Source organism: Alicyclobacillus sp. ALC3 (assembly GCF_028751195.1).
In the GTDB taxonomy this organism is placed as follows: Bacteria; Bacillota; Bacilli; order Alicyclobacillales; family Alicyclobacillaceae; genus Alicyclobacillus_L.
Genome location: NZ_CP066784.1, coordinates 3,702,459 through 3,717,466, shown reverse-complemented (window position 1 = coordinate 3,717,466; position 15,008 = coordinate 3,702,459). Strand labels below are relative to the sequence as shown.

The 15,008-nt window shown below is 56.7% G+C and carries 12 protein-coding genes; 2 read left to right on the top strand and 10 right to left on the bottom strand.

Annotation, left to right across the window (positions count from 1 at the left end):
• Window positions 1–13 precede the first annotated feature (13 nt).
• The 7 genes from JC200_RS17100 to JC200_RS17070 are packed head-to-tail and all read right to left on the bottom strand — an operon-like array spanning window position 14 to window position 6,172.
• Complete coding sequence (locus tag JC200_RS17100; protein ID WP_274432905.1) at window positions 14–721, bottom strand: ABC transporter ATP-binding protein; 708 nt, start codon at window positions 719–721, stop codon at window positions 14–16.
• Window positions 722–725: 4 nt separating this feature from the next.
• On the bottom strand, window positions 726–1,502 hold the full coding sequence (locus JC200_RS17095; protein WP_274432904.1) for an ABC transporter ATP-binding protein: 777 nt from the start codon (window positions 1,500–1,502) through the stop codon (window positions 726–728).
• Window positions 1,480–2,475: a branched-chain amino acid ABC transporter permease gene (locus tag JC200_RS17090; protein ID WP_274432903.1), complete on the bottom strand. Its 996-nt coding sequence runs from the start codon at window positions 2,473–2,475 to the stop codon at window positions 1,480–1,482. Before JC200_RS17090 ends, JC200_RS17095 begins: the two co-directional genes overlap by 23 nt.
• Before the next feature lie 6 nt (window positions 2,476–2,481).
• Window positions 2,482–3,363, bottom strand: a complete 882-nt coding sequence (locus JC200_RS17085; protein ID WP_274432902.1) for a branched-chain amino acid ABC transporter permease — start codon at window positions 3,361–3,363, stop codon at window positions 2,482–2,484.
• Window positions 3,360–4,250 carry a hydroxymethylglutaryl-CoA lyase gene (locus tag JC200_RS17080; RefSeq protein WP_274432901.1) on the bottom strand — a complete coding sequence of 297 codons (891 nt, stop codon included), beginning with the start codon at window positions 4,248–4,250 and terminating at the stop codon, window positions 3,360–3,362. Before JC200_RS17080 ends, JC200_RS17085 begins: the two co-directional genes overlap by 4 nt.
• Window positions 4,247–5,461 (bottom strand): CaiB/BaiF CoA transferase family protein, encoded by a 1,215-nt coding sequence (locus JC200_RS17075; RefSeq protein WP_274432900.1) that lies wholly within the window; start codon window positions 5,459–5,461, stop codon window positions 4,247–4,249. Before JC200_RS17075 ends, JC200_RS17080 begins: the two co-directional genes overlap by 4 nt.
• A 42-nt stretch (window positions 5,462–5,503) precedes the next feature.
• Window positions 5,504–6,172 (bottom strand): GntR family transcriptional regulator, encoded by a 669-nt coding sequence (locus tag JC200_RS17070; RefSeq protein WP_274432899.1) that lies wholly within the window; start codon window positions 6,170–6,172, stop codon window positions 5,504–5,506.
• 373 nt (window positions 6,173–6,545) lie between these two features.
• Between JC200_RS17070 and JC200_RS17065 the strand changes: the two genes are divergently transcribed.
• Window positions 6,546–6,914 carry a winged helix-turn-helix transcriptional regulator gene (locus JC200_RS17065; protein ID WP_274432898.1) on the top strand — a complete coding sequence of 123 codons (369 nt, stop codon included), beginning with the start codon at window positions 6,546–6,548 and terminating at the stop codon, window positions 6,912–6,914.
• Window positions 6,915–7,108: 194 nt separating this feature from the next.
• Here the strand turns inward: JC200_RS17065 and JC200_RS17060 are convergent, their stop codons facing one another.
• The 3 genes from JC200_RS17060 to JC200_RS17050 all read right to left on the bottom strand — a co-directional run bounded on the left by JC200_RS17060 (window position 7,109) and on the right by JC200_RS17050 (window position 13,095).
• Window positions 7,109–10,804, bottom strand: coding sequence for an AAA family ATPase (locus JC200_RS17060; protein ID WP_274432897.1), 3,696 nt, complete (start codon window positions 10,802–10,804; stop codon window positions 7,109–7,111).
• Window positions 10,801–12,096, bottom strand: coding sequence for an exonuclease SbcCD subunit D (locus JC200_RS17055; RefSeq protein ID WP_274432895.1), 1,296 nt, complete (start codon window positions 12,094–12,096; stop codon window positions 10,801–10,803). The genes JC200_RS17060 and JC200_RS17055 overlap by 4 nt, the downstream gene beginning before the upstream one ends.
• Before the next feature lie 177 nt (window positions 12,097–12,273).
• The gene (locus tag JC200_RS17050; RefSeq protein WP_274432894.1) at window positions 12,274–13,095 is read right to left on the bottom strand and encodes a DNA alkylation repair protein; all 822 of its coding nucleotides are present in this window, start codon (window positions 13,093–13,095) and stop codon (window positions 12,274–12,276) included.
• 177 nt (window positions 13,096–13,272) lie between these two features.
• Here JC200_RS17050 and JC200_RS17045 point away from each other — a divergent pair, with 177 nt between their 5' ends.
• Window positions 13,273–14,961, top strand: a complete 1,689-nt coding sequence (locus JC200_RS17045) for a formate--tetrahydrofolate ligase (protein ID WP_443111918.1) — start codon at window positions 13,273–13,275, stop codon at window positions 14,959–14,961.
• The last annotated feature ends 47 nt before the right edge of the window (window positions 14,962–15,008 follow it).

Genomic DNA, 15,008 nt, shown 5'->3' with positions numbered 1-15,008 from the left:
TTTACCCACTCGCTCAGTGCCCCAGAAACATCTTGCCGATGTCCGGACGAGACAACAATTCGCCCGCCGGTCCCTCCTCTCGGTTTTCTCCCGCCACTAACAGGTACGCCCAGTCTGCAAGTGTCAGCGCGGTTGTTGCGTTCTGTTCCACCACTACGACCGCTTTCCCCGTTTGGGCGATGGCCAAAATGTGTTCCCAGACTGTCTTTGTATAGGCAGGGGAAAGCCCCGCAGTGGGTTCGTCAAGCAAGAGAACACTCGGATTGGACATCAGTGCGCGCCCCATCGCAAGCATCTGTCGTTGTCCGCCGCTAAGTGTACCAGCGGGGCGTTTTGCCGCTTTCAGCAGGTCCGGGAAGATGGCGAACACTTCTTCCATCTGTCCCTTGGAATGCTTCGCTTCACCGTAGCCGCCAATCTCCAGATTTTCGCGGATTGTCAGGCTGGGAAAGACATTCCCTGTCTGTGGAACGTAGGCCATTCCAAGCGAAACCAGTTTGTCAGTCGAAATGCCAGTAATGTCTCTATCGCCAATCTTTACGGACCCAGAAAAGACCTTGTTAAGTCCGAAGATAGCTTTCAGCAGCGTCGACTTCCCTGCGCCATTTGGACCGATGATCACGGTTGACGTACCGAGAGCGGCTTTGAGGTGCACACTGTGGACGATGGCGTTTTTGCCGTATCCAGCCGTCAGATTCTCGACCTGTAGTCCTTCACTCACACCCTCACCCCCCTAGGTACGCCTTGACCACATTTTCATTCTCACGGAGCGCAGACATGTTGCCTTCCGCAAGGATTGTGCCTTCAGCCATCACCACAACGTGATTGCAGAGCGATTCGACGATGCGCAGGTTGTGTTCGATCAACAGAAACGTAATCCCCTTTTCATCTTTCAAATCGCGAATGTGCTCCTGGAGTTGACCCGCTAGTGTTGGGTTAACGCCGGCCATCGGTTCGTCTAGCAACATCAACCGCGGATCGGCCATCAAGGCCCGCGCAAGGTCGAGCAACTTCTTTTGACCGCCGCTGAGGTTACCCGCGTACTCATCACGCACGTGAAACAGGTTAAATCGCTTGAGCAAGTCAACCGCTTTTACAAGCAACTCACGCTCTGACTCGCGGATCTTTTTACGAGCGAAGAGAGCCTGCCAACTCGTCTGCCCTGGCGTCTTATTCGGCGCGAGCAACATGTTTTCAAACACTGTCAGACTTTGCAGTTCACGAGCGAGTTGGAAGGTGCGAATGAGCCCTCGCTGAGCCACCTTGTGTGACTGCCAGTTGGTGACATCCGTCCCATCGAACGTCACACTCCCGCCATCCACACCGTGAAACCCTGAGAGTGAGTTCACAACGGTGCTTTTCCCTGCGCCATTTGGACCGATGAGTCCAGTCACCGTCCCGCGCGGCACATCAAACGTGACACCGGCGACTGCTTTGACGCCACCAAACGACTTGCGCAGGTCTTTGACGGAGAGCAAGTTATCCCTGAGCGGTATGGCCATTGGCGACGTCCTCCTTCAGACCCGGAATCGCGGAGAGTTCGAAGACGCGCTTGCGCTCGGGGATGGCGCCCTGCGGACGGAAACGCACCGCAAGTATCATCAACAGTCCAATCGCCATGCCGCGGATGGCCTGAATTAGCAACGGATGCCCCGGAATCGTGATCAACCGTGTCGCTTCTGAAAACAGGACGGGTACGAGAAACGCACCGAGAAGCATGCCGCGGTTGTTGCCGCGACCGCCGACCAACATGGCAGCCCAGACGATAAACGTCTCCAGTGTCGTCCACCCGCTCGGGTTCCACGCCCCAATGTACTCAATCTGGAGGGCACCAGAAATGCCCGCAATAAAGGCGCCGATGACAAACGCTGACATCCGGTAGCGAAAGACGTTCTTTCCGAGCGCTGCTGCCACGTTCTCATCCTCGCGAATGGCGCGCAGGATGCGTCCATATGGCGACTCAGTAAGTGAACGCATTAGCCAAAAGATAAGTGCAGCGACGATGACGCTGATGACGAGAAACGGCAACTCGTAGTTGTTTGTGCTCAGGTTCATGACCGAGTTATACGGCTGTGGCACACCAACGATGCCGTCCCAGCCGTTAAACAGCGGAGTCGCGTTGCCAATCACCATCCAGACAATTTGGCCCACGGAGACAGTGACGATGGCGAGATAGTCGCTGCGCAGTCGACGTAGGCCGATGATTCCGACAATGACGCCGAGCATCGCTGCTGCTAAGCCGCCGATGACCGGACTCAAAGGAAAGGGTAAGTGCCATCCAAGGATGTAACTACCACCCATACCACCGTTTGTCGATGGAGTCATGGCTGCGACGCCGGCGAAGTACGCGCCGATGGCCACGAATGTGATGTAGGTGAAGTCAAGAATTCCAGTCAACCCAAACTGCAAGTTAAGCCCCCACGCTTGTATGGCGAAAATCATGAAGTAGATGGCGAGTGTCAGTAAGTAATGCACGATGCGTTACACCCTCCCTCTCGACGGAAGAATACCTTGCGGTCGAAACAAGAGCATGATGACGAGGATACCGAACGCAACTACAGTCTTATAGGCCGAGTCCATAAACGTTGCGGACACTTCCATCGCCAGACCAATCACAAGGGCGCCAAGCATCGCGCCATAAGGACGACCAATCCCACCCATGATGACCGCCGCGAAGATGATGAACAGGAACTCTGAACCCAGGGCAGGCGTAAAGTTGTTGACATTGATAGCCAGAACCACGCCGGCAAGCCCTCCGAGGAATCCACTCAGAAGCCACGCGTAGTTTGTGACACGTTTCGTTGGAATACCACTGATGAGGGCAAGTTCCGCGTTGTCTGACAGTGCGCGCATGGCTTTGCCAAGTTTGGTGTACTTGAGCAGAACGTGCAGAGCGACCATTGCAGCCGCGGAAATCAGAATGATGATGATTTGCTGTAACGTGAACAGGAAGGGGCCAATGTGCAAAATGCTCCCCGGCGAGTCTTGGTACTGCTTGAACTCTGGCCCAAAGATGGCCTGCACGAAGTTCATCAGGAACAGGTCCATACCGATGGTGACGACAAGCAGAATAATCATCTGCGACTTACGCCTGATGAACGGCTGGATGACCCACACGTTGAACAGGTACGCGACCACCGCCGTTAACACACCAGCGATTAACATGGACAGCCAGATGTTCAAGTTCAATCCCTTGTTGAAGACAAATGCTAGGTAGGCGCCAATCGTCAAAAACTCACCGTAAGCGAAGTTGACAAAATTGGTAACGCCAAACTGCAGGGTCAGTCCAACCGCACCGAGTGCCAACACGGATGCGGTTATCAGCCCAAATCCAACTCCCATCCAAATTAAGGATAGCGTCATGTCCGCAACTCCCCCTGTCTCGTTTCTGCCTGCGCGAGCTGTCCGAGCAAGCGCTTTCGAACACTCCCTAGCATTTCCAGGTCAATGCCCGTCTCGATTCCCATGAGATGGAACCAACGCACCAAGTCCTCCGTATTTAAATTGCCGGGAGCGTCGGGCGCATAGGGGCACCCACCGAGTCCACCGAGTGCTGACTCAATGGTCGTTACACCGCAAAACAGCGCGGCGACCACATTGCCAAGCGCGAGGCCATAACGGTCGTGCAGGTGCAATGCGAGTGGTGTGCTTGGCACTGCATCCTGAACCGCTGTAATCACACGCCGAACGAAGTCCGGCTTACCGAGGCCGACCGTGTCAGCGAGTGACACCTCTGCAGCTCCGTGATGGACGAGCGATTTGGCGATGGCAGCCACTTCGTCAGGACGAATCATCTCCTCATGAAACGGACTCCCAAACGCACAGGATATCGCGCCGCGCAACCGCACCGTTCCTGCCTCCGTCGCTTGCACAATGGCCTGGAAGTTCGCGAGCGATGCGTCTAGGCTCATATGCAAGTTATCCATCTGGTGTCTCGGACTCGCTGACACCACAAAGGTCAACTCTCTCGCAACAGTCGCCAGAGCTCGCTCAAACCCGCGCACGTTTGGCACGAGTGCAATGAGGTTGTCACACTCTGCAAGTCCGGCGAGAACTTGTTCAGCGTCCCGCAACTGCGGGATCCACTTTGGAGACACAAATGATGTCGCCTCAATTCGGCGCACACCTGCAGCTCGCAAGTCTCGAATCAGTTGAATTTTTTCCTCCGTGGTCAGTTCGCCAGTCTCATCTTGCAGGCCATCTCTTGGCGTGACGTCCACAACTTCTACAAAAGTCGGCCATTCAGTCACGCAATCACCCCCGCCGCCCGCAATTGGTCTACACGCGCGTCCTCGAAACCGAGGAGTGTCTTCAAGACGTAGTTCGTGTCGTGCCCCAGTTCTTGTCCGTCGTGAACAATGGAACCCGGGTGATTCGCCAACTTCGGAACGACGCCCGGCATGGAAACGCTTCCAAGTTGAGCAGATGGCACCTCGACAATCATGTCACGCTGACGGAACTGTTCATCGTTCGCGATGTCTCGCACGTTCATCACGGGACCCGCAGGAACCTCTGCGTCAGTCAGGACGTTGAGTAGTTCGCCCATCGAGCGTTCACTCGTCCATGCGACAATGAGGTCGTCAAGCTCTTCGGCGTGTCGCACGCGCGACAAGTTGTCGGCGTACCGCGCATCCCCTTCGAGATCACGTCGGTTCATTGCACGCAACAGTCTTGGAAACGTCGTCGGGCTGTTGGCGCCAATCGCGATCCAGCGCCCTTCCCTAGTGGGGTAGATGTTTGTCGGTGCAGTCCGATGAAGTTGATTGCCACTGCGTTCCTGTATCGCCCCGGTGTGGATGTATTCTGTCACCGACCCTTCCGTCAAACTGAACACGGCTTCAGTCAACGCGACGTCCACGTGGTCACCGCGTCGCACGTCGCTGCGCTCCCGCTGCAGCAACGCGAGCAAGGCTCCAATCGCCGCGTACAGCGCTGCGACTTCATCCCCTAGCGACACTCCAACGCGCAGCGGGGGACGGTCAGGAAATCCGGTCACATACCGCAATCCCCCCATCGACTCCGCAATGTTGCCAAACCCCGGGCGTTCACGGTATGGACCGGTTTGGCCAAAGCCGGAGACACTCACGTACACGATTTCCGGGTTAATCTCCGAAACAACTTCGTACGACAACCCCCACTGTGCCAACCTTCCCGGTCTGAAATTTTCGATAATTACGTCCACCTTCGGAATTAGGTCCAAAATAATCTGCTGCCCTTGCGACTGCCGCAAATCCACCCCGATTAGTTTCTTGTTTCTCGACTGGACGTGCCACCACCAAGACGACCCGGAAGGGGATATTCGCCCCCAAGTCCGGAGCGGATCTCCTTCACTCGACTCTACCTTGATGACTTCGGCCCCAAAGTCTGCAAACAGTCGGGTGGCGAATGGCCCAGCGATGAGTGACCCTAATTCGAGGACTCGAATTCCTTCAAGTGGCCTCTTGCCCCCCTGGTTCCCCATGTCTCCCCACCTCTATGTAACCGATTGATTCATGCTGTAAAACTAGTCTCCCAAGCGTACGGAGCGCGCCTCGGTGCGAATGTACTGTAGGTCAACTTCGATGTGCATTTTCATTTCTAGCCAAGCCAACTCTTCATCATGAGCAAGCAGGGCCCGATAAATTCGCCAATGCTCCTCGGCCGAATCGACGTAGCGCTGGAACACTTTAAAGCAGATGTAGCGGTAGTATCGGGCCAGGACTGAGATGTCCTCCATTGCCTTGCGCAACCGCCGATTACCGGATGACTCAGCGATAAGGTCGTGAAACTTGGCGTTACTTTCAATAAACGGGTCCATAGCTCCCGCTGCCAGGTACTTGTCTGTACTCTCGAGAACTGCTTTGAGTTGTTGCAGAGCACCTGCCGTCATGTACCGAGCGGCCAACCTAGCAGCCATCGGCTCAAGCGCGGTTCGCAGTTCGTACAAATCCTCAAAGTCCTTTCTTGAAGGTTCAAACAAATGTGTAACACCGTTGTAAGTAACAACTAATCCTTCTTGCTCTAGTCGGCGAATCGCCTCCCGCAGGGGACTGCGACTGATCTGCCAACGCTTTGCCAGTTGACTTTCGACCAACTTAGACCCCGGCGAGATGTTGCCCGTCAAAATCTGTGTACGAAGGTAGCGATAGGCTTGCTCCGCAAGTGATTCTGCCTTCGCAATTGGCGTATCCACTGATCAAAACTCCTCGCTGGTCGGTTGTCCCTTACCAAGCACCTTTCTGTTTCGTTAGTCGACTGTCGACAGCCGACCGATTGCAATAATAATATGCGTAATATTCACTTTCATCAATAGTTTTTAAATAATTATTTTTCAATAACCTAACGGCATAGTTGACGCTGTCGAATGATACAGTGATCCGTCAACTGACGAATACCCTCCACAATTCCTCCATAAAAATTTCACAATGGTTTAAAATTTGTCCAATCTACGTCAAGGAGGTTGGTTTAGACTGAAACCGAACTATATTTTTTGACTTCCGGCATGTGCCACCCGCTAGGTTGTCGTGCCATCGGCGCAGCTGGATTGACGAGGAAGATGCCGAGTGATGCCGTTGCAACCGTCGAACAAAGTCCTTACTGCCTGCGATTTACTAAGCCGACAATGGACCATTCTAATCGTCCGAGCCCTGTTGTCGGGCGCTAGGCGGCGCATTGAAATCCAGCAATCTGTACCCGAGGTCAACGCGCGCACTCTCGGGAAGCGATTACACGAACTGGAACTCGCGAATGTGGTACAACGCGTGGTCTATCCTGACGTGCCGGTACGAATTGAGTACGAGATGACGCTGAAGGGGAAAAGTCTCGAACCTCTGGTTCAGGCATTTGAGGAGTGGGCTGAAAAGTGGGCCACTATCGGTACCCATTATGCTTCACGTCTGCCATCAGAACTGTCGCATGGAACTGCACCTAAGTAATAGGGTCGCAATACCGGACCTGCAGCGTGTCCAACAGTTTGTCACGGCCCGGGCTTTGCCGCTCAACCGACAAAGCCCGAGTTCCCTTTTCTACCAGCTCCTATCATCGAGTGACGAGTGAGCCATTCCCGTGTTTTGCTGGCCGTTTGACGCCGCAACGGCGAGCTGGGTGCTCGGTGTCGGAGACTGAGCGTTTACGCAAGCTCGAGCCGCACCGTTGTCCCTCGACCAGCAGGCAAAGCCGGTTCCACAATCAGTCTGCGCTGCAGGCGCTGGCGAAGCTCTGGGACATGACTGATCAGTCCGACTGAGAGGTGGTCGAGGTTCAAACGTTCCAAAGATGTCACAACCACGTCGAGTAGTTCAGGGTCTAAGGTACCAAATCCCTCATCCAGAAAGAAGAACTCCAGTGGGTGCTGTCCACGCAGTTGAATATGCGCCGAAAGAGCCAGTGCAAGTGACAAGGACGTCAGAAAAGTTTCGCCGCCTGACAGTGTACTGACCGGTCGCGTACTACCGCCGTTGTGGTCGTCGCGCATTAGAAAACCTCCGTCGTCATCAATCAACAACGTGTAGCGCCCGTGCGTCAGATTCGACAACCGTACGGAGGCCTGACGCGCCACACGCTCCATCTGCTCTCTGGCCACGTAGCGGACAAACGCGTTTCCCCGCAAGACTCGCGCAATCGCGCCAATTCGCGTGCACAGCGCATCTGCCGTCACGCGCTCTCGCTCAAGTTCTTCCCAGCGGCTGCGCTTTGCGATGATTTGTGCTAGGTTCTCCTGCGCCGCCCCTTCTGCCTTCGCACACAGGTTGTAGTGTTCCTCGGCTGTCTGTAGAGCGACAGTTGCCTGGCGGAGGGCTTCCTCATCACCTGAGCGGCCGCCCAACTGTTTTTCGAGGTCCGCAACGACTGCGGCCGTGCGCGCAACAGTTGCTTCGTATTCGTTGACCTGCGCCGCCCTGTCAGCCGCCTCGGCATCCGTCAACCGAGCGTCTTCCACAGCACGCACATTGGCAAATCCGGCTGCGGCGAGCGCATCCGTCAATCGTCGTTCCTGCTTCGCACGCGCTTCTTCGCGTGCCTTGTACTCTGTCCGGGCGCCTGCCTCTTCCCGCTGTGCGGTCTGGTACGTTTCGTTTGCGGCCTGCATTCCCTCTTCAGCCAGCTTTGCTTCTGCAAGCAAGTTGTCAAGCGTTCGCTCAATACGATCGCGGACGACTGACACGGGGTCACCGTCTGTATAGGTCTTCAGTGCCGACGCAAGTGTCGTAACTTCCGTCTCGAAGTGCTCCACCCGAGTCTGCGCAACGCTGACTTCACGCTCGGTTTGCGCCACCTGGCGTTCAGCTGCAGCCAACTGCCTCTGCAAGTCAGTCAGTTCGCTGCGAAGCTGTGTCAATCGCGCCTGAGATTGAGCGAACAATCGGTCCATGCGCTCAGCCTGTTGCAGTACTTCCCGAACGGTTTCAGCGACCACAGCGGGACCCACTGCTTCCTGGCGCACGTTCGGTTGGCAGTCCAGTAGAGCTCGCCACAGCTCTTCGCGTAGTTCGGACACCATGTCGGAAAGTTCGGTCACATGAGCGTGCTGCGCCGACGCTTCCGCTTCGGCGGCGCGCTCTGCTGCCTGTGCCAACTCGAGGGCGTGACTGGCGGCGCTGCGCCGCTCTGCGAGGTTGGACTCTGCCGTGGTGAGATTCACTGAACGCTCATCCCACTTCTCACGGTCAGACATTGCCTTCTCCAGAAGAACACACAAATCAGGCCAAGCGCGTTCCCACGCGTCAAACGACTGTGGCGGCGCGGCTTGACCAAGCTGTTGCAATTCAGGCAGCCACAGCTGCCGAAGTTCGTCTTGCAAGGCGATTCGCTGCGACTCCTTGTTGTCGGCTTCAACTGCCCGCAACTGCGCAGTCGCCTCTGCCTGCGCCGCCGTTCTCTCCACCGCTTGGGCGCGTGCCTCGGCCTCCCGCCACGCCGACTCCACTCTGCGCAATTGGTCGTCAAAGCCCATCTTCGTCAGAGTCTCGTCAGAAGCCACTGGGACTGCTGCTTCAGCTAGCGCGTAGTGCATCGACCCACACACCGGACAAGGCGCCCCATCGCCAAGGCGTGCTTGTAGACGTGCGATTAGCGCTGTCTCACTTGCCGCCAGGAACTGTTGCTGCGCTTCCCGTGCCGCGTCAAGCTTCGCTTCCAAATCCAGAGCGATGTTGCGTTCTTCCAGTGCCCGCTGGTGCGACTCTGCGCGTGCCTTCTGCGCACTTTCAGCGTTCGCCTGAGCGAGGCGCTCCGCTTGCACTGCTTCGCGAAATGTCACAAGGCGAGACTCCACCCGCGTGCGCCACGTTTGTAAAGTTGAGAGCACCTCCCTCGTACACGCCGGAGTGTTCCGCTCGAGCAGGTTGCGCTCCTGTTGCAGTCGCTCGAACTCATTGTCCACCTGCCGTTCCTCGCCCTGTGTCATCTGCGACGCTTTCGCTGCTGTGTGTAGAACAGTTTGGCGTTCACGCAGTTTCACTTCCGCTTCATGCAACGCCTCGCCTCGCACACGCCAAGCCTCAAAAACCTTCTCGAGTGCAGCCAGTCTGCGCCGTTGCTCCGGTGACACCGTGTGACTGGTGACTACGGCCTCAACCTCGGTCAGTTGCTGTTGGCAAGCCACCGAACTTGCTTCTAGCCTGTCGCGAACCTGAGCTGCTGAGGAAGCCGATGCGACCGCCTGTTCCCATGCAGACGCTGCCCTCAGACTGTCAGTCTTCACCGCCATGAGATCGCGCTCAATTCGCTGTGCTTCAGTCAATTCTCCCAAGCGCTCTCGTAGTCCTGGCTCTTTTGCCTCTCTTCTCGCCCGAGCCTCATTGCACCTCACTGTCACCGCGTCGAGCTCCACCTTGGCGCGCTTCACTTCAACTTCTGCGAGTTCCCACTGTGTCCGCGCCGCTTGTGCCAAACTCTCTGCTTCGCGAAAGGAGACAATGTGCGGCCATGCAGTGAGCGCCTGCCGATGCCGTTCAAGCGAATCGCGCAGCATATCGATACCACCAGCGCGCGACAGAAGGGCTTCTCGCTCGACCTTGACCTCCTTGATGCGGCGCAGCAGGTCAGAGACGCGCTGAAGTTCCTCAAACGTTTCACGCGCGACGTGCCGCGCGGACTGTGCTTCGAAAAACTGCTTTCTGGCCTCTTCCAGCGCCACTTCGTGAGCATTCACGGCTTCCTCGGAGGCATCACCAAGCTCCGCCTGTTGCGCCTCAATTAATCCCCTCGCGTGTTCAGCTTCGCGACCCCGATCGGACACGCGCCGCAGCAGCGATTGGCCGAGGCGCTCAAGGCCAAACAGCCGCTCCGTCATTGCGTTTCGTTCGCCACCGGTCAACTGCAAAAACTCCGCAAACTTACCCTGCGGCAGGACTACCGCACGCGTAAAGTCGCTCTGTTCGAGACCGACAATCCCGAGAATGGCGCGGTCGACATCGCGCTTGCTGTCTGCCACGACCACAAGCCCTGGGTCTCTGTCGTCGATTCCCCGTTCGAGCTGTAACAGGCGGCTCGCTTGATTCTGCACGGAGTACTCCCCTGTACCTGCGCGTCGGTAGAGACGCTCGACCCGGTAGTGCTTGCGCTGACTTCCCGCGCCGATGTCAAAGTCAAATGTGATCTCCAACTTCTTTTCGGCCTGGTTCAGAATCCCCTGCGTGCTGCGGTCCGCGCGTACAACGTGGCCGTACAAGGCAAGCGTAATCGCGTCCAAAATGGAAGACTTGCCACTCCCTGTGGGTCCAAAGATCCCGAACATCCCAAGTTCAGTCAGTTTCGTGAAGTCAATCTCCTGTCGCTCCCGGAAACTGTTTAACCCAGCAATGCTCAAACGGATAGGTTTCATGCGCCAACCCCCTCCACGCCGTCCCCCGCCGGCGTTGGCTCCTCCTGACCCCCTGTGTCCCCAGGTGTCTCTTCGGCCTCATGCACGAGTTCAAGAAACAGCTGCACCAACTCGTCGTCCGCATCTGTCTTCGAGCGGTCCGTAAAGAACTTGCGGAATAGCGCCTCCACCGACAGCCCTGCCGTAGTTTCTGTCGGGTCTGCGCCACTGCCCGGTGCTTGTTCTGAAAAGACTGGACGGATGTGAACGAATCCCGGGTGCAGGTCCCGCAAGCGGTGAATCTCTTCAAGCTGAAGACCTGTCTCGACTAGCACCTCTAAATCAATCCACGCTTCAGCGTCACGTCCCTCCTCAACCCATTGCATGACTTGAGCGAGGCCTTGTGTGGCCTTCCAACGCACGAGCGGTTTACCGCTGTGAAGCGGAATCTCTCGAATCGTCGCAGGGGCTCCAGGGACCGCGTCGATGACGACAACAGACTTTGTCTGACCCGCTTCGGAAAAGCTGTAGCACAGCGGCGAACCCGCGTATCGCACGGGGACCGGGGCTCCGTTGACAGCTTGAGGGCGGTGCAAGTGTCCAAGCGCAACATACTGTGCTGATGCTGGAAACGCAGAGGCATGGACTGCGTACGCGCCGCCAATTTGAATTTGGACTTCCGATTCAGACTCCATGCCGCCTTGAACGTAGAGGTGACTCATCGCCAAGTTCACCGTGTCTGGTCGAAAGTGGTCGGCCAAGGCCGCAAACCACTCGCCAATTCTCCGACTGTAGTTCGACTGAAGCTCTTGCTCATCCAGAGTTTTCGCCAACACCTCATTTAGGCGAGATTCGGACGGATAGGGCAAGAGAGCGATCACGCAGTGGTCTGTGCAACCTGGAATCGCCAACTCGACATAGCCGATGCCCGCAGCGACACGCGTTACTCGATTCGAATCCATGGGCGTCGGGCGAAGGTCGTCTTTGGGCAGTCCCATCAATGTAATCCCCAGCTTGTCTGCAATTGGGCGGGCTGCGCGAATGCGTTCGGCGTTGTCGTGGTTGCCTGCAATCACGACAACCGCGCGCTTGCCCCCCGCTGACAACCCGTCAAGCGCGCGATAGAATAACGCCTCTGCATCGGCGCTCGGGTTGACCGTCTGATAGACGTCACCTGCCATGAGCACGAGGTCAATGGACTCCGCGTCACATAAGGCAATCAGTTCGTCCACGACCGCAGCCTGTTCTAGCGTGCGGTCCCGGCCCTCCAAGGTTTTACCAAAGTGCCAGTCAGCCGTATGTAAAATGCGCATCTGAATCCCCCAGTCCCTACAGTTGGTCTTGACTCAGAGTGGACTTAGCTCGTCTGTCACTGTCATGAAAGTACCACGCCCAGGTGACAGCTCGTGTCACTTGGGCGGGCGACAAACAATATTTCCATGTGACCGAACCTTATCCTCCTCGGAATATCCTGGGGAAAGCCTGAGCACCTACCGTTGTGTTACATCTGACAACCCACGCGCGCGGACATTTTTCAACGCCTTTGTCACGGCACGTCGGACCTTTGGCCGCTCGTCGGCGACAAGCGTATCCAACACCTGCTGCGCGCGCGCCGCCAGCTTCGCTCCGTCAGCGGCAGAGAACATCATGGCCAGATTCCAGCGAACCTGTTCGTCGTTGTGCGTGACCCACTGATGCAAACGGGCCACAACGTCCTCCGGATAGTAGCGCGCGAGCCCAGCCCCAAGCGCAAACGGGCCGAGGTTGTTCGACACATACTTCGACGTGTCCGAGAGCAGCGGCTCTAACGCGTCCAAGATGGGACCCGCAAAAGTTGGATTACGCGACCGGCCGGCATACATCAGCGCCAACAACGCGGCCCGACGGACGTTTTCAGAGGCGTCCTTGGTCCAGGTCGTGACGATTGGATGAAATTCGCTGAAGTGATGCTCAAGCACGTCGCCTGCGGCACTCGCTGCCCACTCCCGCACCTCCCAGTGCGGTCGATCGGCCAAATGGCAGAGTTGTCGAGCAACGTAGTTTGGGTTTGCATCATAACCGGCAGCGTAAACCAGAGCCGCGACCTCGGCTCCCGTGTCACTCCCGCTATTACAGAGAGCGTCGGCGACGCGCACGCGCTCGTCACTCGTGCCATAACGCGTCAGTAGTTCGCGAATCGCGAGCCGCTTAACCTTCGCACTCGCGGTCCCAGCATGAGCTGTCACCTGTGACTCGAGGACCTCCACGAGGTCAGCAATGCAATCCTCGGCAATCGCGATGCGAAGTCGGTCTTTCCAATCCACACTGTCCATGGCTGATCTCCTCGTCTCAGTTATATCAAGAATTCCGCCACTCGGGGGGCGAATTGACATAGAATGGTGTCCGGGATGTGAAACTCTAGGGGATAGAGTCATGGTTACACGCCCTGCCTTGAGGAATGAACTAAGATGAAAACGGCAACAGTCGTACAAAGGTGGCGATAGACAGTGGTGACAGGCACAGAAGTGGGCAAGAGTGACATTGAGATTGCGCGGGAGGCGGAGTTGCTGCCAATCGGGGACGTAGCGCAAAAACTCGGCCTCGGCGCGGATGACATCATCGCTTACGGTCGATACAAAGCGAAGATTGACCTTGCTGTGCGACAGCGCTACCCGCAACAGTCGACTGGCAAACTAATCCTCGTCACTGCGATGAGCCCAACCCCCGCCGGAGAAGGCAAATCGACAGTCACCGTTGGGCTCGCTCAAGCGCTCAACCAGTTGGGTAAGCGCACCGTCGCGACACTGCGCGAACCCTCGCTCGGACCGAACTTCGGCCTCAAAGGTGGCGCAACGGGAGGCGGCTACTCACAGGTCGTGCCGATGGAGGACATCAACCTCCATTTCACAGGCGACTTTCACGCCATCACAACGGCTCATAACTTGTTGGCGGCCGTGATCGATAACCACTTGTATCAAGGCAATGAACTCCAACTCAATCCCGCACGGATAGTCTGGAAACGCGTCCTCGACATGAACGACCGCGCGCTGCGCCAAACTGTCATCGGCCTTGGCGGTAGAAACAACGGAGTCACCCGCGAAAGCGGCTTTGACATCACAGTTGCCTCAGAAATCATGGCAATTCTCTGTCTGGTGGAAGACCTCCAGGAATTGAAGCACGCCATCGGCGAAATCCTCATTGGCTACACCTATGACAAGGAACCTGTGTACGTCCGCGACCTGCATGTGGAAGGTGCCATGACCGCAGTCCTCAAAGACGCCATCATGCCGAATTTGGTCCAGACGCTGGAAGGCACACCTGCCGTCATCCACGGCGGTCCGTTCGCAAACATAGCGCACGGGTGCAACAGTCTCATCGCAACCAAGACGGCCCTCCAACTCGGTGAGTACGTCGTGACAGAGGCCGGCTTCGGCGCGGACCTCGGCGCGGAAAAGTTTTTCGATATCAAATGCCGCAAAGGGGAACTCCATCCAGATGCCGCCGTCATTGTCGCGACGATTCGGGCACTCAAGTACCACGGCGGCGTTGCAAGGAAAGATTTGAAAGCAGAAAACCTCGATGCAATTCGGGCTGGCTTTGCAAATCTAGCTCATCACACGCGCATCGTGAGTCGAGCGCACGTGCCGTTTGTCATTGCCCTCAATCGCTTCACGTCAGACACAGACGCTGAACTTGCACTTGTTCATCAACTTTGCGACGAGCACGGGTTTCCGGTTGCGACCGCCAATGTTTGGGCGCAAGGCGGACAAGGCGGTGAACAACTGGCCAAACTAGTCGTGCAAACCGTTGAGTCGTCAGCGTCGTCGTTTCACCCCATCTACGACTTATCGGGATCAATTGAAGAGCGGATTGAAGACATTTGCAAGCGGGTGTACGAGGCCTCCGGCGTTGTATTCACAGATGAAGCGAAGCGGCAAATCAAAGACTGCGAAGTCCACGGTTGGGACCACCTGCCGATTTGCGTAGCAAAGACTCAGTACTCGTTCTCGGACAACCCAAAGGCAGTTGGAAATCCTGAAGGCTTCGTCTTATCCGTGCGGGGCATTCGGCCGTCGCTCGGAGCTGGTTTCCTGGTTTGTCTGACCGGCGACATCATGACGATGCCCGGATTGCCGAAAGACCCAGCCGCACTCCACATCGACGTCGACGAAGAGGGCCACATCACCGGTCTGTTCTAAGGCTCTGAACCCAGCGTCGGCCGCCCGAGGTGAATTGCACCGTCGGG

What these genes read in the sequence shown, in the direction of transcription:
- JC200_RS17095 (WP_274432904.1), bottom strand. Translation starts at nt 1,502, where the DNA reads ATGGCCATACCGCTCAGGGATAACTTGCTCTCCGTCAAAGACCTGCGC.
- JC200_RS17085 (WP_274432902.1), bottom strand. Translation starts at nt 3,363, where the DNA reads ATGACGCTATCCTTAATTTGGATGGGAGTTGGATTTGGGCTGATAACC.
- JC200_RS17075 (WP_274432900.1), bottom strand. Translation starts at nt 5,461, where the DNA reads ATGGGGAACCAGGGGGGCAAGAGGCCACTTGAAGGAATTCGAGTCCTC.
- JC200_RS17065 (WP_274432898.1), top strand. Translation starts at nt 6,546, where the DNA reads ATGCCGTTGCAACCGTCGAACAAAGTCCTTACTGCCTGCGATTTACTA.
- JC200_RS17060 (WP_274432897.1), bottom strand. Translation starts at nt 10,804, where the DNA reads ATGAAACCTATCCGTTTGAGCATTGCTGGGTTAAACAGTTTCCGGGAG.
- JC200_RS17055 (WP_274432895.1), bottom strand. Translation starts at nt 12,096, where the DNA reads ATGCGCATTTTACATACGGCTGACTGGCACTTTGGTAAAACCTTGGAG.
- JC200_RS17050 (WP_274432894.1), bottom strand. Translation starts at nt 13,095, where the DNA reads ATGGACAGTGTGGATTGGAAAGACCGACTTCGCATCGCGATTGCCGAG.